Source organism: Gordonia heveisoli, assembly GCF_030315745.1.
GTDB lineage: Bacteria > Actinomycetota > Actinomycetes > Mycobacteriales > Mycobacteriaceae > Gordonia.
This window is the reverse complement of record NZ_JASXSH010000025.1, coordinates 12,157-31,709: the sequence shown is the minus strand read 5'-3', so window position 1 is coordinate 31,709 and position 19,553 is coordinate 12,157. Positions and strand designations below refer to the sequence as shown.

Annotated in this window: 15 protein-coding genes and 3 pseudogenes; 12 read left to right on the top strand and 6 right to left on the bottom strand. The window is 67.6% G+C overall.

Annotation, left to right across the window (positions count from 1 at the left end; all coding sequences use genetic code 11):
- Nucleotides 1-13 precede the first annotated feature (13 nt).
- Nucleotides 14-520, top strand: coding sequence for an acyl-CoA thioesterase (locus QSJ18_RS18000; RefSeq protein ID WP_286328009.1), 507 nt, complete (start codon nt 14-16; stop codon nt 518-520).
- Nucleotides 517-1,368, top strand: a pseudogene (gene yddG, locus QSJ18_RS20205) (aromatic amino acid DMT transporter YddG); the annotation flags it as partial. The gene QSJ18_RS18000 and the pseudogene yddG, both read left to right, overlap by 4 nt.
- Nucleotides 1,369-1,473: 105 nt before the next feature.
- Here the strand turns inward: yddG and QSJ18_RS17995 are convergent.
- Nucleotides 1,474-2,541, bottom strand: a complete 1,068-nt coding sequence (locus QSJ18_RS17995) for a phosphotransferase (protein ID WP_286328008.1) — start codon at nt 2,539-2,541, stop codon at nt 1,474-1,476.
- 126 nt (nt 2,542-2,667) lie between these two features.
- Here QSJ18_RS17995 and QSJ18_RS17990 point away from each other — a divergent pair, with 126 nt between their 5' ends.
- A complete protein-coding gene (locus QSJ18_RS17990) occupies nt 2,668-4,131 on the top strand; it encodes a hydroxysqualene dehydroxylase (RefSeq protein ID WP_353507225.1) in 1,464 nt (487 codons plus the stop codon).
- Here the strand turns inward: QSJ18_RS17990 and QSJ18_RS17985 are convergent.
- Together QSJ18_RS17985 and QSJ18_RS17980 are read right to left on the bottom strand one after the other, a co-directional pair.
- A pseudogene (locus QSJ18_RS17985) lies at nt 4,019-5,173 on the bottom strand (CoA transferase); the annotation flags it as partial. The gene QSJ18_RS17990 and the pseudogene QSJ18_RS17985 overlap by 113 nt on opposite strands.
- A 44-nt stretch (nt 5,174-5,217) precedes the next feature.
- A complete protein-coding gene (locus tag QSJ18_RS17980; RefSeq protein WP_286328006.1) occupies nt 5,218-6,216 on the bottom strand; it encodes a MaoC family dehydratase in 999 nt (332 codons plus the stop codon).
- Between the two features lie 165 nt (nt 6,217-6,381).
- On the opposite strand from QSJ18_RS17980, the gene QSJ18_RS17975 reads away from it, so the two are divergent.
- Together QSJ18_RS17975 and QSJ18_RS17970 are read left to right on the top strand one after the other, a co-directional pair.
- The gene (locus QSJ18_RS17975) at nt 6,382-7,533 is read left to right on the top strand and encodes an acyl-CoA dehydrogenase family protein (protein ID WP_286328005.1); all 1,152 of its coding nucleotides are present in this window, start codon (nt 6,382-6,384) and stop codon (nt 7,531-7,533) included.
- A gap of 22 nt (nt 7,534-7,555) precedes the next feature.
- Nucleotides 7,556-8,299 (top strand): GntR family transcriptional regulator, encoded by a 744-nt coding sequence (locus tag QSJ18_RS17970; protein WP_286328004.1) that lies wholly within the window; start codon nt 7,556-7,558, stop codon nt 8,297-8,299.
- Between the two features lie 87 nt (nt 8,300-8,386).
- Here QSJ18_RS17970 and QSJ18_RS17965 read toward each other — a convergent pair.
- Nucleotides 8,387-9,881: pseudogene (locus QSJ18_RS17965) on the bottom strand (MFS transporter).
- Nucleotides 9,882-10,046: 165 nt separating this feature from the next.
- Between QSJ18_RS17965 and QSJ18_RS17960 the strand changes: the two are divergent.
- From QSJ18_RS17960 to QSJ18_RS17945, 4 genes are all read left to right on the top strand, one after another.
- Nucleotides 10,047-10,541 (top strand): MarR family winged helix-turn-helix transcriptional regulator, encoded by a 495-nt coding sequence (locus QSJ18_RS17960; RefSeq protein ID WP_286328003.1) that lies wholly within the window; start codon nt 10,047-10,049, stop codon nt 10,539-10,541.
- A gap of 74 nt (nt 10,542-10,615) precedes the next feature.
- Nucleotides 10,616-11,482, top strand: coding sequence for an SDR family oxidoreductase (locus tag QSJ18_RS17955; protein ID WP_286328002.1), 867 nt, complete (start codon nt 10,616-10,618; stop codon nt 11,480-11,482).
- A 103-nt stretch (nt 11,483-11,585) separates the two neighbouring features.
- The gene (locus tag QSJ18_RS17950; RefSeq protein ID WP_286328001.1) at nt 11,586-12,692 is read left to right on the top strand and encodes an enoyl-CoA hydratase/isomerase family protein; all 1,107 of its coding nucleotides are present in this window, start codon (nt 11,586-11,588) and stop codon (nt 12,690-12,692) included.
- 11 nt (nt 12,693-12,703) lie between these two features.
- Nucleotides 12,704-13,480: an enoyl-CoA hydratase gene (locus QSJ18_RS17945; protein WP_286328000.1), complete on the top strand. Its 777-nt coding sequence runs from the start codon at nt 12,704-12,706 to the stop codon at nt 13,478-13,480.
- Here the strand turns inward: QSJ18_RS17945 and QSJ18_RS17940 are convergent.
- The gene (locus QSJ18_RS17940; RefSeq protein ID WP_286327999.1) at nt 13,467-15,476 is read right to left on the bottom strand and encodes a phage holin family protein; all 2,010 of its coding nucleotides are present in this window, start codon (nt 15,474-15,476) and stop codon (nt 13,467-13,469) included. The two genes, QSJ18_RS17945 and QSJ18_RS17940, sit on opposite strands and share 14 nt — an antisense overlap.
- Before the next feature lie 34 nt (nt 15,477-15,510).
- Between QSJ18_RS17940 and QSJ18_RS17935 the strand changes: the two genes are divergently transcribed.
- From QSJ18_RS17935 to QSJ18_RS17925, 3 genes are read left to right on the top strand one after another with little or no spacing between them, the layout of a single operon-like run.
- Nucleotides 15,511-16,272 (top strand): MBL fold metallo-hydrolase, encoded by a 762-nt coding sequence (locus QSJ18_RS17935; RefSeq protein WP_286327998.1) that lies wholly within the window; start codon nt 15,511-15,513, stop codon nt 16,270-16,272.
- A 23-nt stretch (nt 16,273-16,295) separates the two neighbouring features.
- The gene (locus QSJ18_RS17930; RefSeq protein ID WP_286327997.1) at nt 16,296-17,171 is read left to right on the top strand and encodes a ribokinase; all 876 of its coding nucleotides are present in this window, start codon (nt 16,296-16,298) and stop codon (nt 17,169-17,171) included.
- 10 nt (nt 17,172-17,181) lie between these two features.
- Nucleotides 17,182-18,039: a sulfurtransferase gene (locus QSJ18_RS17925; RefSeq protein WP_286327996.1), complete on the top strand. Its 858-nt coding sequence runs from the start codon at nt 17,182-17,184 to the stop codon at nt 18,037-18,039.
- Here the strand turns inward: QSJ18_RS17925 and QSJ18_RS17920 are convergent.
- Nucleotides 17,939-19,483, bottom strand: coding sequence for a DJ-1/PfpI family protein (locus QSJ18_RS17920; protein ID WP_286327995.1), 1,545 nt, complete (start codon nt 19,481-19,483; stop codon nt 17,939-17,941). The genes QSJ18_RS17925 and QSJ18_RS17920 overlap by 101 nt on opposite strands.
- Nucleotides 19,484-19,553 lie beyond the last annotated feature (70 nt).

Sequence of the window (19,553 nt, the reverse complement as noted above, 5' to 3'; positions counted from 1 at the left end):
AATCGGAGTTGCCATGACCCCTGCGCCGACGCGCACGCGCCCGACATCGTTGACCATGACCGTCCTGATGACCCCCGATCTCGCCAACTTCTCCGGAAATGTTCATGGCGGTTGCCTGCTCAAACTCCTCGACCAGGTCGCATATACCTGTGCGAGCCGGTATGCCGGTACCTACGTCGTCACGCTGTCGGTGGACCGCGTGCATTTCCGTGACGCCATCCATGTCGGTGAACTCGTCACGTTCTCGGCGTCGGTCAACTACACGGGACGGACGTCGATGGAGATCGGTATCCGGGTCGACACCGAGAACATCGAGGCGCAGACCAGCCGCCACACCAACAGCTCGTATTTCACGATGGTCGCAGTGGACGCGGACGGCCGGCCGATGCCGGTCGATCCGGTGCCGCTGGACAGCGAGACGGCGCGGCAGCGATATGCATCGGCCCGCGCCCGACGCCGCGCGCTGAGATCGGCTTTCGCCGCGCCGCACGCGATTCCACCCGACGAAGGTGTGCGATGACAGCGCGGACGGCAACCGCGATCGGGATACGGTCGGTGCTGTTGTGGGGTGCGATGGCCGGGCTGGTCCGGGCTTCCACGGTTGCCTTCGGCCCGACGCTCGGTGCAGCACTGATCTATTCAGCAGCGGCCGGTTGGCTCTGGGTGTTGCGTCGGCCGCGTGATCTGCGCACCATGCCGTTGCGGTACCTGCTTATCTGTGGCCTGTTGTTCGTCTTCTACGAGGTGTCTCTCGCACTCGCGATCGGCTTGGCCGATGACAGTCGCCAGGCCATCGAGGTCACCATCGTGAACTACCTCTGGCCCGCGTTCACCGTCGTGCTCGCGGTGGCGGTGGGGCCGGCGCGACGTACCCTGGCGATGTTGTTGCCGGGTGTCGTCGTCGCGGTCCTCGGCGTCGCCTGGGTGGTCGCCGGCGACGAGGGTCTGGACCCGGCGGCGATCGTTGCGCATGTCGCCGACAACCCGCTGCCCTACCTGCTCACTCTGACTGGTTCGGTGGTGTGGGCGTTCTATTCGGTGTTGACCCCGCGTCTGTCCGATGGTGCGGACGGGGTCACCCTTTTCATGACCTTGACGGCGATGACGACCTGGTTGGTGCACCTACGACATCCGAGTGCGGCCGATCAGCATGTGACGATCTGGTCATATGTCACGGTTGCCGCGACCGCGGCCGTGATCGCGGGCGGCTACGTCTGCTGGAACATCGGCGTGCAGGGCGGCGATGTCGCCTTCCTGGGCGCGGTGTCGTATTTCAATCCGGTGATCTCGGCCGCGCTCAGTGCGGTGATCCTGGGTACCGTTCTGGGCGCCCACTTTTGGATCGGTGTCGCGCTGGTCGTCGTCGGCTCGGCAGCCACCTCCTTGGCGATCTGGCGGGTAGCCGGTCGGTTGCCAGGGCGCCGGATCCGCGCCTGCGGCCCGAGCTTCTCGACGGGGTCTGAACAGGACGCCTCACCCGATCGCGGCCAGGGCACCGGAGGTGTCGAGGTCAGCGTAAGCCGCGGAATAGCGCTGTGCCAGAGCGAGCGCGATGTCGGGGCGCTGCCACAGCTCCCCGGCACTCGCCGTGCACAGCCACAGCGTCAGGCCGTGTGCCACCGATGCGGCATAGCCGAGTCGGATCTCGCTCTTCGACGGCAAGACTGCGGCGGGCAACGCCAGCGCGTCGCGGTACTCCTCGAGCAGCGCGTCCTCGTGGGCGCGTCGGTCCTCGATGGTCAACGCGCCCTGCAGAAAATAGCCGAGATCCAACGACCAGTTGCCGCGGCGGACCACCTGCCAGTCCAGGAAGCCGAGCTGGTCGCCGAGCAGATAGGTGTTGCCGACGTGCGGATCACCGTGCAGCAGGGTCTGCGGTCCACGGGTCAAGCTGTCGATATACGGCTTCCAGACGTCGTCGAGCAGGGACTCGATCGTCAGCGACAGCACCTGGGGCGGCGCATCGTCGCCGAGTCGGTCGAGCGCGGCGGGCAGCGGCGCGATCTCCATGCCGCCCCACGCGGTGAACGGTTCCAGCCAGTCCAGTGCAGGATCGTCGAGTACCGCCCCACCCCAATACTTTCCGTGCATCCGAGCGAGGCCGCGCACGCCGCTCGCAGCCTGTTCGGGGGTCAGCGGACGGGTGGCGTCGCGGGGATCGGCACCCCGGGCCGAAAGATCTTCCATGACGAGGAAGAAGTCGTAGCCGGGTTCGTCGATGAGGGCGGTGAGGACCCGAGGATGTTCAACCGGCAGGTCGACGCCGGACCGGAACAGTCGAGGCTCGTGGAACAGGCCGCTGGTGATCCGCAGCAGTTCTTTGTGGCCGGGGTCGGCGCCCTTGACGAACACGGTGGCCGGTCCGTCACCCGCGGTGTAGTCGACGCGCAGCCGCGCGCGCCGGTTGGTGCCGTCGTCGCGGTGATCCACCGACACATTCGCGACCTCGGCATCGGGGAAATGTGAGGCGAGCGCCCGAGTCATCCATTCGGGGGTGATGGCCTCCCAATCGTGGGGGATCTCCAGCTGTGTGGTCGTCATATCGTCCCTTCCCGCCGCGTCGAGGCCTGGCCCTGAGCAGAGATTAGGGGGTCGGCGTCGCCGCCGAGCCGGATCGATACGCCGTTCCCGCTCAGCGGGCACCGAGAAGTGCCTAGGCTGACCGGCATGCACGTAGTGGTCGTGGGTGGGGGATTGGCCGGGATGGCGTCGGCGATATGGCTGACCGAGGCCGGCCATCGGGTGACGCTGTTGGAACGACGCGGATCGCTGGGTGGACGCACCATATCGATGCCGCTGGCGGCCGTCGACGATGTACCCGACAACGGGCAACACGTCTTCGCCAGCGGTTACGAGCATCTGATGCGTTACCTCGACAGTGTCGGAACGCGGAAATTTGTGGAATTCCCCGGACATATGACGGTCCGGATGCCAGGCGGGGCGACACGACGGTCGGGGTTCGGTGGGATCAGCGGCTTGCGGGCGGCGTTCGGTGACCTGCCCGGGGTCCGAGGTGTCGACCGGCTGCGGACCGTACGCGCGCAGACCCGGCTGGTCGCCCAGGCACTGCGCCAGCCCGCTTGGCTCGACGATGTCACCGCCGATGAATGGTTTCGACGGATCGGGATGCCGCAATCGGCGCGGGATGCGTTGTGGGACGGGATAGTCATCGGGCTGACCGGCGACAAGACGGAGATCTCCTCGGCGAAGGTACCGGCCGACCTGTTGGTGACCGGTATGCGCCGGGCCATCGCGACACGCACCCCGGTGTCGATCGGCTATCCGAGCGTCGACCTGGACACCCTCTTCATCGCCGGGGCGGAGAAGGTCTTTGCCGACCATGGTGTGGAGGTTCGCCACCGTGCGGTGGTGTCGTCGGTGAATGTGACTGACGGTGCCGTCACCGGGGTGACGCTCGCCGGCGGTGACACCGTCGCGGCCGACGCGGTCATCTGTGCGGTTCCGGTGTGGAACATCAGGGGGCTACTCGATCAGGTGCCCGGCCATGAGGCGATCTACGCCGCGGCGCAGCAGCTGACGCCGGTACCGATCGTCAGCGTCAATCTCTACCTCGACCGCGACATCGGTATGACGGACTGGGGCGAGATCCTCTATGGCGGTGAGGGAGTCCTTGAACAGGTCTGGGATCGCCAACAGATGCACGGACGTGACTGCACGGCCAACTACTTGTATTCGACGACGGTGTCGGCGTCCTACGAGCTGACACAGAAGTCGAATGCGGAGATCACCGAGATCCAGATGGGGATGCTGCGCCGGTACTTCCCTGGCGCCGCCGCGGCGCAGGTCGTACACAGCCATGTGGTCCGGATGCCGAAGTCGACCTTCGCGCAGCGACCTGGGACGGCCGGTATCCGCCCCGATCAGCGGACTGCCGTGCGCGGGCTGGCGCTGGCCGGGGACTGGACGCGCACCGACTGGACAGTAGTTTGTCCGCCGGGGAGCGGCGCGGTGGTCGGGGCGCTGGTCAGCCGGGGTTCGGTGGGGACCAGGGGCTTTCGGTGTGCTCGCCGAGTGCGGCCGCCGGTCCGGTACCGTACAGTTCGCCGTCGAAGGTCGCGGGTAGTCCGGCGGCGAGATAGTGGCCGATGCCGGGCTGATCGAGTTCGGTGAACAGCGGATTGTCGGCGAGGACGCCCTCGGCGATCATTTCGTCGAAGCTGCGGTAGCGCTGTGCCAGCGTGGAAATGCCCGCCAGCCCCGATTCGACGGCCGGTGCGTCATGGGTGGCGAACCACCGGGCGAAGAGCGCGTTGAGTACCGCGCGGTGGGTGAATCGGTCTGCCTCCGTGTCGAAGTCGGCGTCAAGGGCGCTCTCCAGCGCGGCAACGGCGTCACCGACCCCGGTCAGGGTGACGAGGTCGCGGAAGTGCCTGCGGGTGAGTGCGACGACCATGAATCGCTTGCCGTCGGCGGTGACGAAATCGGTCCCGTAGGTGCCGTATACGTCGTTGCCGGTCGCCGGCCGGGTGCCCGCGTTCACCTGCGGTTCGGTCAAATATCCCAGGACGCTGGAGATTGCGAGTGCGGTGTCCTCCAACGGAAGTCGGATGCGAGTGCCCGTGCCGGTGCGGTCTCGGCGGCGGACCGCCGCGGTGATTGCGAGTGCCGCGTACAGTCCGCACACCACATCCCAGGCCGGAAGCACATGATTGACGACGCCGGAGTGGTCGACGGGTCCGGTGATCGTCGGGAAACCCAGTCCGGCGTTCACGGTGTAGTCGACGGCAGGCGAACCGTCGCTGCCGCCCAGGAGTTCCAGGGTGATCACGTCGGGCCGCAGCGCCGCGAGGGTGTCATGGCTCATCCAGTCGCGCCCGCCGGCGTTGGTCACCAGAATTCCACCGCCAGGACCGGATTCGGTGATCAGTCGCTGCACGAACGCCTGCCCGTCGGCCGACCGCAGATCGGCGGTGACCGAGCGTTTGCCCTTGTTGAGGCCGGTCCAATAGATGGAATTGCCGGGGTCGGCGCCGTTGTGGCCGTCGGTGAGGGGCCAGCGGTTGATGTCGGAGGCCCCGCCGATGGGATCGACGCGGATCACCTCCGCACCGAGCTGCGCCAGGGTGAGGCCGCAGAGCGGGGACGCGACAAAACTCGACACCTCGACGACCCGCACCCCGTCGAGGGGGCGTTCGATGGTCGGCTCGGACATGGGGATGGCTCCTTGGTTCAGTGGGCAGGTGCTGGGTTGGGCGGTCAGGCGAGCAGTGCCCAGAAGTCCCAGTCGAGTACGTCGCGGCTGGTGTCGTCGGGCTCGTGGGCGCGGACCACCGACCGGAGCCGCACCAGGCCGCCGCGCTCGGCGGGAACCGCGTCGGTCACGGTGAGTTCACTGCTCAGAGTGTCGCCTTCGTGGACCGGCCCGGTGTGATCGCAGGATTCCCACGACACCACGGTGACCAGATTCGGCAGTGCCCGTGTCGCCTGGGCGAGCGCCAGGCCGATGGTGTGTCCGCCGTAGACGAGTCGGCCTGCCGCACCCACCCGCGCATCATGGTGCGTGGCCGCGATGTTGAGGGTCAGCCGCGCGAGTTCTGGCGCGCTGGACACCACGTCGCCGCTGGACCGGAACGTCTGTCCGGCGAGATCGGTCGAGAAGTGTTGTCCGCGAAGGCTGGTGCGGAAGGCGTCGAGGTCCCAGGCCGGAACGACCGGGGGTTGCGCGATCGCGGGTCCGATCGTGGCGAGGTCGTCGGCGTGCCGGATGCGGTCGGGATCGGGGTCGGTCGACAGCGGCAGCATCGCGCAGCGGTAGAAGTCCAGGACCACCTCGTCGTTCTGGTCCGTGGTGATCATGTGCAGGGCGGCCAGTCCGGTGGGGACTCGGCCGGGTTTGACGGTGTTCTCCCGCAGCCCGACGACCTCGGTCACCGTGGTCAGGGTGTCGTCGACCCGCGGGTAACGCAGAAAGCGGAGACCGCGGTAGAAGAGGTTGGCCTTGACGTGGTGGGTGACGATCGTCGACTGGCCGATCGCGAGGTCGGCGACCAGGCCAGGGTGGGCGACGGTGCCGCCGTCGCCGGCGACCGTCGCCGAGAGCCGTGCGTCCAGCGGCAGCCGCAGCCGGTCACCGACGATCGCCTGGTGGGCGGCCGCCAGCCCGGCGGTCAGTGTGACCGATGGGGCGTCGTCGAAGATCTGGCCGTGGGTCAGCTCGTCGAAGTAGGGGCCGCCGACGGCCACCGGTGCACTCACTCGATTCTCCTCGGGTCGCGGTTCTCACGAAATGTACGGCCAAAATGACTTCCTAAGTTCCTACCAGAAGTCCTAGCTGGGTGGAAGTGCTTGACAATGTTGCGGGACCTCAGTACGAATATGGCCGTACAAATGATCCAGCTCAGGTGATCGGTGGTTCCCAACATGGCCCAGCTCAATTCCGAAGAGGCGTTCCTCGTCGAAACGGTGCGCGCGTTCATCGATCGCGACGTCAAGCCGACCGTGCAGGAGGTCGAGCACGCCAACACCTACCCGGAGGCATGGATCGACCAGATGAAGCATCTGGGGATCTACGGGCTCGCCGTGCCGGAGGAATTCGGTGGCGCCCCGGTGTCGATGCCCTGCTACGCGCAGGTCACCCAGGAATTGGCGCGCGGCTGGATGAGTCTGGCCGGGGCGATGGGTGGGCACACCGTCGTCGCGAAGCTGCTCACTCTGTTCGGCACCGAGGAGCAGAAGCAGACCTATCTGCCGCGGATGGCGACCGGCGAGCTGCGGGCGACGATGGCGCTCACCGAGCCCGGGGGCGGCTCGGATCTGCAGGCGATGACGACCATCGCCCGCCCCGACGGAGACGACCTCGTGATCTCGGGTTCGAAGATGTGGATTTCCAACGCACGGCGGTCGGGGCTGATCGCCCTGCTGTGCAAGACCGATCCGGCCGCCACGCCCCGGCACCGGGGCATCTCGATCGTGCTGGCCGAACATGGTCCGGGGCTGACGGTGTCGCGTGATCTTCCCAAGCTCGGTTACAAGGGTGTGGAGACCTGCGAACTCTCCTTCGACGGCTATCGCGTCCCGTCGTCGGCGATCCTGGGCGGTGCGGCCGGTAAGGGCTTCGGGCAGATGATGAAGGGGCTGGAGACCGGCCGGATCCAGGTCGCATGCCGTGCCCTGGGTGTCGCGACCGCGGCACTGGAGGATTCGCTGGCATACGCCCAGCAGCGCGAATCCTTCGGACAGCCGATCTGGAAGCATCAGTCCATCGGCAACTATCTCGCCGACATGGCCACCAAGCTCACCGCGGCACGTCAGCTCACCTGGCATGCCGCCGAGCGCTACGACTCGGGCGAACGCTGCGACATGGAGGCCGGGATGGCCAAGCTGTACGCGTCGGAGGTGGCGATGGAGATCGCGCTCAATGCCGTGCGTATTCACGGTGGCTATGGCTACTCCACCGAATTCGATGTCGAACGCTACTTCCGCGACGCGCCGCTGATGATTGTCGGCGAGGGCACCAACGAGATCCAGCGGAATGTGATCGCCGCGCAGCTGGTCTCGCGCGGCGGGATCTGAGTACCGCGTAGGCTCCACAGCCATGGCGACGCGAGGCGGACAAGAACCGGCGTATCGAACGCTGGCCGAAGATCTGCGCCGGCGCATCGCCGACGGGGAGTTCCCCGAGGGCGTTCGGTTGCCGACCGAGGCCGAACTGTCCGAAGCCCATGGCTTGAGCAGGCAGACGGTACGACGCGCTTTCCAGGAACTCGTGGCCGATCAGGTGGTGTACCGCGTGCCCGGGCGCGGCACCTTCGCAGCCCAGGGGCGTGGCCGCTATCTCCGGCAACTCGGGTCGATCGAGGATCTGATGAATCTGTCGGCTGACACCGACATGACGGTTCTCGAAGCGCCAACCCGCAGTGTCGACCTGGAGGCCGCCGGGCGGCTGCGTCTGGACACGGATGTGGTGTACCGCATCGTGTTTTGTCGTATCCACGACGGCACGCCGTTCGTGGTCACCACGGTGTGGTGGCCCGAGGAGATCGCCCGGCTGGTGGTGGATTCGCCGGATGTGGCTCAGGGCGCGTCGAGTTCGTACACCATGATCGGCCTGTTGGAGCCGCATCTGGTGTCGCCGATCGTGGAATGCGCACAATCGATCACCGCGGTGGCGGCGGACGCCGTCGTCGCCGAACGTCTCGGTTGTGCGGAGGGACGCCCGGTGTTGCGGGTCGACCGCATGTATTCCGACCGGCGGGGCGTGGCCGTGGAACTCGCGGTCAGCCACTTCCTGCCCGAGTACTACACCTACCGCGTGACGCTGCGTCGGGAACAGGCCTGACGAAACCGACATACGAGAACACCGCCCGTCCGCGAATCACGGATCGGGCGGTGTTCTCGTATTCGGTTGCGCGCGTTGCCGAAGTCGTCAGGCGTTGGCCTTGACGCCATCCTGTTCGGTGCTCTCGACGGGGACCGAGATCTCGGCGGCCTTACGGCGCGCTACCGGGATGCACAGGGTGATGGCCACGCCGACGAACGCCGCGACCGCGGCGATCAGGAACGCCCATTCGAAGGTCGACTGTTCCGGCCATTCGCGGCCACCGTCCTCGAACGTCGAACTCGCCAGCAGCAGTGCCATTACCGCCGACGCCACCGTGGTGCCGATCGAACGCATCAGACCGTTGAGGCCCACCGCGGCCCCGGCTTCGTGGATCGGGACGGCGCCCATGATCAGGGTGGGCATCGCGGCATAGCCGATGCCGACGCCGGCGGTACCGATGATCGAGGCGATCATGAGCTGCCACGGGGCGTCCATCATGAAGTAGGCGACGAGGTAGCCGACGCCGAGGACGGAGGCACCGATCGCGAGGGTGTACTTCGCGCCGATCTTGTTGATCATGATTCCGGAGATCGGCGAGAAGATCATCATCATCAGACCGCCGGGCGCCATCCACAGCCCGGCCTGCAGGACGGTCTGGCCGAGTCCGTAGCCGCCGAGGCCGTCGGGGGTTTCCAGCAGGGCCGGGACGATGATCGACTGCGCCATCATGCCGAAGCCGATGGCGGTGGCGGCAAGGTTGGTCAGGAGTACCGCCGGGCGGGCGGTGGTGCGCAGGTCGACCAGGGGATCGGACTGGCGCAGCTCGAACGCTCCCCAGATCAGCAGCACGACGAGGCCGCCGAACAGCAAGCCGAGGGTGGTGCCCGAATCCCAGCCCCAGTCCTTGCCCTTGGAGATGGCCATCAGCATCGCGACCAGGCCGATGGCCAGGCCGAGGGCGCCGCCGAAGTCGAATTTGCCGCCTGCGGCGTCGTTGACGCGGGGGACGACGGTGACGGTCAGGATCGTAACGATGATGCCCAGGACCGTGGAGACCCAGAACAGGACCGGCCAGTCCCATTCCTCGGTGATCCAGGCCGCGAGCGGCAGCCCGAGTGCACCGCCGACGCCGAGCGTCGCGCTCATCGCGGATACGGCGATCGCGGTGACCTTGGGCGGCGTGACCTCACGCATCAGGCTGATACCGACCGGGATAAAGCCCATGGCCAGACCTTGAACGGCACGGCCGACGATCAGCGGTACCGACGGTGTCGCTGAGGGCGCAGATGAGGGAGCCGACGGTAAGCAGGACTGCGCTGATCGCCATGATGCGCTGCTTGCCGAACATGTCGCCGAGGCGACCCGCGACGGGCATGGCGACCGCGGCGGCCAGCAGGGTGGCGGTGATGACCCACGAGGCATTCGAGCGGGTGGTGCCGAGTAGTTCGTGCAGTTCGGGCTGGATCGGGATGATCAGCGTCTGCATCAGCGCGGCGACGAGGCCGCCGAAGCACAGCACGATGATCGTGCCGATGCTCGATCTCGATGTGTCAGCGTGTGGAATCGCCGCGTCGATCTGCGGTTCTGGTGCCCGGCTCATGCGCAACCTCCTTCAGGACCTATGCAGGATACATATGTAAGCTACATACAACGAATCGGACACCGATGCCGATCGGTGGACTGTGATGAAGGACATTCGGTTGAAGTCGTACAGTTGTGGCGTTGTGGCGGTACGCGCGCAGCGTCTGGTGGAAGGGTCGGGCTGGTGACGGGAACTGTGACGTCCGGGGACGGTTCGGCGCCCTGGCCCTCAGATCTGTACGCCGACCTCGTCGAGCAGTTGCGGCGGATGTCGCGGCGTAAGACGCACGTCTATCCGGGTGCGGTGCTCGACAACTCGGCGTTCGCGATCCTGTGGGTGCTCGCCGACGGGCGCTCGCGCACGCTGCGGGAGCTGACCGTCGACCTCGATCTGGAACAGTCGACGGTCAACCGCCAGGTCAATGCGGCCATCAAGAACGGATACCTCGAACGCATCGACGTCGAGGGTTCGCTGAGCAAGCACATCCAGCCGACCGAGTTGGGCCGTGACACCTTTCGCCACGACGGACAGCTGCGGGTCGACCGTCTGACACGCGTCTTCGCCGACCTCGCGCCCGGTGATCCCGAATCGCTGTGCCGGCAGCTCCGGGCATTCAACGACGCCTACGACCGGGTGCTGGGATATCGACACGGCCATGAGGAGCCGGTCGCCCGCTGACAATCATCCGTGGACACCGATCCACGGTGCCCGGCGTAGACCGCTGGGCGATCGACCATGGGGAGGAGTTTTCGTTGGGCACATATGTGGTGACCGGTGCGGCATCGGGGATGGGTGCCGCGGTCGCGGCGCAGTTGCGTGCCGATGGGCATGTGGTGATCGGCGTCGACCGTGACGAGACCGACGTCGTCGCCGACCTGTCGACCCCGGCGGGTCGGGCCGCCGCGGCCATCGAGGTGCTCCAGCGATGCGACGGGGTGCTCGCCGGCGCGGTGCTCGCGGCCGGCGTCGGCCCCGCCCCGGGTCGGGAGCAGATGATCCTCGAGGTCAACTACCTCGGTGTCACCGAACTCCTCGATCGGTTGCGTCCGGCGCTGGCCCGCGGACACAAGGCGAAGGTGGTTGTGTTCGGCTCGAATTCGACGACCGCGACACCCTTCATGTCGAAGTCGGTGATTCGGCGGCTGGTCGCCACGGGTGACACCGAACGTGCGGCGCGCCGTATTCGACGCCGGGGCGCGATGCTGTCGGGACCGCTCGCGTACGCGACGTCGAAGACGGCGGTAGCTCACTGGGCGCGGATGCGCGCGGTCAGCAATGAGTGGGCGGCGGCGGGGATTCGCGTCAACATCATCGCCCCGGGCCCGGTGATGACACCGTTGCTCCGCGCCCAGCTCGACGGCGCCGAGGCGCGCAACGTCAAGTCCTTCCCCGTGCCGGTGCGTGAGTACGGAACACCCGAACAACTCGCCGCGTGGGTCGCGGTGATGCTGTCCGACGCGGCCGACTTCATGACCGGTGCGGTGATCACCGTCGACGGTGGAACCGAGGCACTGCTGCGCACCCGGGAATGGCCCACTCCGCTGCCGCTGCGCGGCGTGCCGAAGATGCTCTGGCGGATGTACCGGGCCCCGAAAGAAGGGCAGGTCGCCCAATACTGATCTGCCCGGGTATCGGGAAGTCGGGGCTGGACCGGTTTACTAGGATATGCAACTATCTTGGGGAAGCTGATGTCCACCATCTGTGCAGCGAAGGAGTGTTCCCATGACGGAACCGTCGGTGTTGGCCGAACGGAACGGATCGGCGGCATACCTGGTCCTCAATCGACCCAAGTCGATCAACGCGCTCGACCATGAGATGGCGCTGGCCATGGCGGCGAAGCTCGCCGAGTGGGCAGCGGACGACGCCGTCGAGGCGGTTGTCCTGTCCGGCGCCGGAGAGCGCGGGCTGTGCGCGGGTGGCGACATCGTCGCTATCCATCGTGACGCGTCGGCCATCAGCGGGGCCGGTGGTGCCGGCGGCGACGAGGCCGCGCAGAACTCGCCATCGGGAAGGTTCTGGTGGGATGAGTACCGCCTCAACGCCGACATCGCGTCGTACCCGAAGCCCTACGTCGCATTGATGGACGGGATCGTGATGGGTGGTGGCGTCGGGATCTCCGCACATGCCAACACCCGGATCGTCACCGACCGGACCCGGCTCGCGATGCCCGAGGTGGGGATCGGATTCGTACCCGATGTGGGCGGCACCCACCTGCTGTCCCGGGTCCCCGACAATCTCGGTACGTACGCGGGTTTGACGGCGGGGTCGCTGTCCGGCGCCGACGCCATCGCGCTCGGACTCGCCGATCACTATGTGCTTGCGGAATCCCTCGACGCCTTCCGGACCGCGATCGGTACCGACGGACTGCGGGCCGCGCTCGATCGCTATGCGACGACGCCGCCCGAGTCGAAGATCGCCGCACAACGTGAGTGGATCTCGAAGGTCTTCGCCGCCGACACCGTCGCCGAGATCATCGAGGGCGCGCGGGCCGTCGGGACCTCGGAGGCCGACAAGGTCGCCGACACGATCGCTGCGAAGAGCCCGACCGCACTGGCGGTCACACTGCGTTCGCTGCGTGCAGCGGCAGGCGATGAATCGCTGCGCCAGACCCTGGTGCGCGAGTATCGGGTGTCCCTGCGTTGCCTGGAACATCCGGATATGGCCGAAGGAATCCGTGCCCAGGTCATCGACAAGGATCGCAATCCGGCGTGGGCGCAGGCGGTGTCGGAGGCCGACATCGAGCGATTCTTCGCACCGTTGGACAATGACCTAGTTTTTGACGACCCCGTTCTTGACGACCGGACCGCCGACGTCGTCGCCGGATCATAAGGAGGACCCTCGTGGCCGAATATCAGACCATCATCGTCGAGACCACCGGACGGGTCGGGATCATCACCCTCAACCGTCCCAAGGCGCTCAACGCCCTCAACACCGAACTGATGAACGAAGTCGTCGGTGCGGTTAAGGAATTCGACGCCGACGCCGGTATCGGTGCCATCGTGATCACCGGTTCCGAGCGTGCCTTCGCCGCCGGTGCCGACATCAAGGAGATGTCGTCGAAGTCCTATGCCGACGTCGTCAGCGAGAGCTTCTTCGGCGCGTGGGACGAGCTGTCGCGCACCCGGACCCCGATCATCGCGGCGGTCACCGGCTTCGCCCTCGGCGGCGGCTGCGAGCTGGCCATGCTGGCCGACTTCATCATCGCCGGTGAGAACGCGGTCTTCGGACAGCCGGAGATCAACCTTGGAGTCATCCCAGGAATCGGTGGCTCACAGCGTCTCACCCGCGCGGTCGGCAAGTCCAAGGCGATGGACCTGATCCTCACCGGCCGTCAGATGAAGGTCGACGAGGCCGAACGTGCCGGTCTGGTCGCCCGCGTGGTTCCCACCGAGGAGGCCCGCGCCACTGCGATCGAGGCCGCGCAGACCATCGCGGGCAAGTCGCTCATCGCCTCCGCCCTCGCCAAGGAAGCGGTCAACCGCGCCTACGAGTCGGGACTGACCGAGGGGGTGCGCGCCGAACGTTCGCTGTTCTATGCGACCTTCGCCACCGACGACCAGTCGGAGGGGATGGCGGCCTTCGTCGAGAAGCGCCAACCGAACTTCACCCACCGCTGACCGGTGCCGCCGCGTCGTCGACGGGCGACGCGGCGTCCCGCCAGCCGGCCAAGATTCGGTGTACGGACTCCGCGCCGTGCACCGGCTGGGGTGGGTCCGGTAACTCGTGGGGGTAGAGCAGGAACGGCGTGCTCTGCGGTCCGCCCATCCCGCCGTGCGACCCGACCTGTTCCTCGAAGGCGGCGATCTCGTCGGTCTCGGGCCAATACGCGCCACCGACCATGATGTCCGCGACGTTGTCGAAAGTGTCTGTGCGCCTGATCTTTCGCAAGGCGTCCGCGCCGAGATCCCGTAGCGGGTCGACGCCCCGCACCACGCCGGTGGCCACGTCGACGCAACCGCCGGCGCCGAGCACCACCGACGTGCCGTCCGCACACGCGACGAGGAGGAAACCGACACCGGGGTGGGTGCGCAATGCGTCGATCAGACCCGGATGTGCGGTCTCGATCGCCTCGCGGGTGGCCCGGCCGGGCAGGTCCGGGAAACTGATCAGTCCGAGATTTCCGGATCCGAGCACCACCGGCTCCGATGTGGGCAGGGTCTCGGTTTCGATCCCCGGATCCGGGGTGGCGTTCACACTGGCGGCCGCATACAGCCGACCTTCCGACGCGGCTCGCTCGTCCACGGTCGCGACCTCGGTGCCACACAGTCGGGACACCAACTGCGGCAAGCTTTCTCCATACCGTTGCGTGAAGGTGGCGCCCTGACTCTGGCCATGATCGGACAGCACCACCAGCCGATAGGACCGGTCCGCCTGCGCGGCGGCGGCACGCAGCAGCCGGATGGTCTCGTCGACCCGGCTGAGAACGGCGAGCGTCTCCGGTCGTGAGATACCCGAGTGGTGGGACACCTCGTCGTAGCCGATCAGGTCGACGTAGATGATCGACCGGCCCTCGATCATGTCCCGCACCACGGCCGCGGTCGTCATGTCGGTGGCCAGCACGGTGGTGAACGCCCGCACGAACGGGTAGACGCCGCCGCGCGGGACCCGCGGCCGAATGTCGCGGTGCCGCTGGCGCCATGCCTGACGCAACTCGCGCATGATCTCGGCGATCATGCCGAGCACGGTGCGCAGCGCACTCGCCGGATCGAGGAAATACGAGGTGTAGCCCGCCCCGCCGCCGAGTCGGGCGCCCTTCATCCGGCTGACCACCAACACGTTGTCGGCGGCTCCGCCGGTGAACAGGTTGCCGCGACTGGAGCCGTCGTTGGCCAGCAGGCCCTCGATCGCCGACCGTTCCTCCTCGCGGCGCTCGTTGTCGCGGGGATTGCTGAACGCCGCGGTGTGGCCGGTCTCCTTCTCGTACCAGCGGAAGGCGGGCACATTGTGATTGCAGCCGTGGAGCACCCCGAGCTGCGTCGCGCCGGTCTGACTCGACCAGTCGGTGTGCCACTCGACCAACGTATGCGTCTCGCGGACCATCGCGGCCAGCGTCGGGGTGACACCGTCGGCGATGGCCCGGCGCAGCACCCCATGTCCGAGGCCGTCGATCTGAATGCACAACAGTCCGGGTGTCTCGTCCGCGGGACGCGGGGTGTGGCGCAACCGAAACCGTTGTCGGCGAACCTGCATCAGCCGGTAGGCGGTGTCCGAGCGGGCCGCCACCGCGCCGCCGACCAGTGACCCGAACAACGACAGCGGTGCCGCCATCAACACCGCGGTGGCCGGATGGTCGACCTCGGCGACCGGCACCAGGTACAACGCGAGCACCATGATCACCCCGCCGAGCGCGAAGGCGAGGATGAACAGCAGTACCGGCCCCACCCACGACATCGCCCGCATCGCGACCGGCCACAGCGCGGTGTTCAGGACGCCGAACACGAGCGCGAGGGCGAGGGCGGCGGGCAGCGTCGAATCCTGGTGTAAGCCGATGTCGACGGTGTTGAGCCGCACCCCGTCGAGCACCGCGTCGAGCGCGATGATGGCGAACGCCGACGACACCCACAGGATGAGGAACTCGACGAGACCCCGGATGATGGCTGCGGTCGTGCGCATGGCGTCCTTTCGGTTGTCTTGGGACACTACTTGGATGGACCCGACACCGTGGCGTATGCGCTGGCTGGGCCATGCCTCGGTACTCATCACCGATCGCGGTACCCGGGTGCTCACCGATCCGGTGCTGACCGATCGGGTGATGCACCTCCGTCGCCGTCGGGGGCCGTCGCCCGACGGCCCGGACGTCCGCGACCCCGACGTCGTCGTGTTGTCGCATCTGCACGCCGACCACACCCATGTGCCGTCGTTGCGGATGCTCGCCGACGAGGTACCGATCGTCGTGCCGCGAGGCGCACCGGATGCGTTGAGGGACTTGCGGTCAGTCGGATCGCGGTTGATCGAGGTCGCGCCCGGTGACGAGGTTCCGATCGGGAACGTGACCATCCGCGCAGTACCCGCCGACCACGACGGCCGACGGTGGCGGCGCGGGCCGCGCTCGGTGCCGGCGCTCGGCTACGTCATCGGTGGTGACGCCACCACCTACTTCGCAGGCGACACCGACCTGTACCCCGATCTCGAGGACTGGGTGCACGACGTCGACGTGGCCCTGCTCCCGGTCGGCGGATGGGGGCCGACGCTGGGCGAGGGACATATGGATCCCGCACGGGCGGTGACCGCGGCCGGGCGCGTCGCGGCACGCCGGGTCGTGCCGATCCACTTCGGCACGCTGTGGCCGATCGGGTTCGATCGCATTCGCCCCGACCGTTTCTTCACCCCCGGAGCCGAATTCGTGCGGCTGGCCCGTCGTGACGGCATCGACGCGGTCGAGTTGAGTCCGGGTTCCGACCTTCAATGAACCGCGGCGGCCACAATGGGGGCATGACAGCGGAGACGCAGGCACGCGTGGCGGTCGTCGGCACGCTCAACATGGACATGATCGTGCGGGTCGAGCGGCGGCCCGCGATCGGCGAGACCGTCATCGGATCATCGCTGGCCGAGCGGGCAGGCGGCAAAGGGGCGAATCAGGCGCTGGCCGCGGCCACCGTGGGAGCGGTCGCGTTGATCGGGGCGGTGGGGGATGACGACGCGGGTGCTGCGATGGTCGCGGCCCAACGCTCGGCCGGTGTCGACGTGACCCATGTGGCCGTTGTCGACGATGTCAGCGGCCGGGCGGTCATCGAGGTCGACGCGGCCGGGGACAACTCGATCATCGTGGTGTCCGGCGCCAATGGGCGACTGAGCCCGGAGTCGACGGTCGGCGCGCTGGAGTCGTTGCAGCCCGATGTGGTGCTCACCCAACTGGAGTCGCCTCCGGCGGTGACCGCCGCGGTCGCGGACTGGTGCCGGGCCAACCGTCGGCGGTTCGTGCTCAACCCCAGTCCGGTCGCCGCACTTCCCGAGTCGATCGTCACGGTATCGGATCCGTTGGTGGTCAACGAGATCGAAGCTACGTTCTATGCGGATGCGGCCAATCCGGGCGGCGACCCCCGAGAACTCGCGACGAAGCTGTTGGAGGTCGCGACGACCGTGGTCATCACGCTCGGACCGGCCGGAGTCGTGGTGGCGACCCCGGAGCGGATCGGTGCGATCGCTGTCGAGCAGGTGCCCGTGTCCGACACCACCGGTGCGGGTGATCATTTCGCCGGAGTGCTGGTCGCCCACCTGGCGAATGGCGTGGAACTGCACGAAGCTGCTGCCATCGCCGCCCGATCGGCGACCGCCTATCTGGGCGGGCGGTCTCCGGCGGGTGGGTAGGCTCGCCGATATGACTGCCGTGACCATCACCGCCGACGAACTGGCCGAACTGATGTTGTCGTCGACCCCGCCGGTCGTCCTGGACGTGCGCTGGCAACTCGGTGACGACCGCGGCTACGAGCACTACCTGGACGGACATGTGCCCGGGTCGGTGTTCGTCGACCTCGACGCCGAACTGGCGCGGCCACCGGCCGGTGCCGCAGGCGGGCGACATCCGCTCCCCGACGTCGCCGAGCTGCAGGCCGCCGTGCGGCGCTGGGGCATCGATGACGGTGTCACGGTGGTGCCCTACGACGACATCGGGAATCTCGCCGCCGCACGTGCCTGGTGGTTGCTGCGCTGGGCCGGTATCGCCGACGTCCGGCTGCTCGACGGCGGGCTGGGTGCGTGGCGCACGGCCGGATTCCGACTGTCGACCGGGGACGGCGGTACCCCACGCGTCGGATCTGCGACGCTGACCGGCGGTGAGTTGTCGACCGCGACCATCGACGAGGTCGCCGCCGGCCCGGATGCGCGCAGCGGCGGCGCTGCGCTGTTGGATGTTCGTGCGCCGGAACGCTATCGGGGCGAGGTGGAGCCCATCGATCCGCGACCGGGACACATCCCGGGCGCCGTCAGTGTCCCCACCGGTGCCAACATCGACGACAACGGCCGGTTCCGTTCGGCCGAGGAACTGCGCGAGCGGTTCTCGGCGTTGGGAATCGCCGCCGACGACGCTCCGATCGTCTATTGCGGGTCGGGTGTGAATGCCGCGCATACCGTCGCGGCTATGGAGATTGCCGGATTCCGGGCGCGGCTGTTTCCGGGGTCGTACTCGCAGTGGTCGTCGGATCCGGACCGCGAGGTGCGGACGGGAGCGCAGCCGTGACCCGGAATGTGTTGCGGAGCTGGGTGACCGCGAAGCGCAGGATGCGGTAGAGACCCCAGATCAGCACGCCGGCCGCGCCGATCAACAGGAGCGCCACCGTGGTGGGTCCCCACGGCCATGCGGTGTCGCCCACCTCGCCGGCCGACGTCGGATACTGCAGACTCTTCGCGACCCATCGCGCGGTCGCGCGGTCATAGTGCCGGGAGATGTCGGCGATCGCCCCGTCGAAGCCGAACGCGTCGTCGGTGTGGAGATAGTCGACCTCGATGTCCGACGGCAGGCCGAGTCGGTCAGCCAACCGGCGTTCGGCCGCGGACTTGCCGGGCACGATGATCCGGTCGACGCCACCGGTGTCGCGGGCGGCGCGATTCGGAACGACGGTCACCCCGTGCGCGGTGGTGATGGCGTTGCCGTCGGCGGTGTAGGTCGACAGGGTGGCCAGGTAGGAGAGTTCGGTGTAGGGCCGATACGCGGAGGCCAGTTCGATCTCGCCGACCCCCGACGACGACAGGACACCGAGGTGTGGACGGTTCCAGCGGTACCCGGCGCTGAGGACGGCGGGCAGGTCCGCGGGCCGGGGACCGGCGGCGTCGATACCCAGATCGCCGCCCGGAACGTATCCGCGCCAATGGATCTCGTCGGCAACCCGGCGGGCGGGCGTCGCGCCGACGAATCGTTCCACCAGGCGCAGTGCGCCGTCGATCCCCATCAGCACTCCGCCGGTGGTGATCACCGTCCCATGGTCGACGAAGCGGACGCCGTCGACCCACTCGACCTCGGGATGCGACCGACGTAGGCCGATCAGCTTGAGCCAGTGGGATGTCGCGCTGTGTCCGTCGAGAATGCCGGTGTTGGCCAGCGTTTCGGCGCCGACGCACACACTCATCATGACGGTGGCCGGACGGGTTCGTCGGAGCGAGGTGATCCACCGCTCGACCGGGGTCCGGTCGCCGTGCATCTGCGGAACGACGACGATCTCCGGGCCGTCCCGATCGATCTGCGCGAGGTCGGCGAAACCGTGGTGGGGCCAGACGGTGAGTCCACCGCCCAGCGTGACCGGGCGTCGTTCCGGTGCGACCAGATATGTGTTGAATCCACCGGAGCGCGAGAGGACCTCGTACGGTGCCAACGTATCGGCGACATTCGCGCCGTCCTGGCCGAGGAGGATCGCGACGGTCGGCTTGTTCGGGTCATACGCGACGGCGGGTGGGGCCGCCGTCGCCGTGGCCGGCGCGGGGTAGACGTCGGCGGCCGCGTTCTTCATGGTCGGGATCGACGCCACGATGACGAGCCCCGCCGCCGCGATGACGACGATCAGGCCGACGGAGACGACGGTGGCGACCCGAAGCACACGCCGGGTGGCGGTCGGTCCGGGCCGGGGACTTCCAGACGGGGTCATTGGAGTGGGGGTCATCGGGGTCGGGGTCATCGGGGTCGGGGTCATGGCTGCCACGTTCCGCCGCCACCGCCGGATGGTCCACGGTGAAGCGAGCCTGTGTCCGAAAACGTGGGGT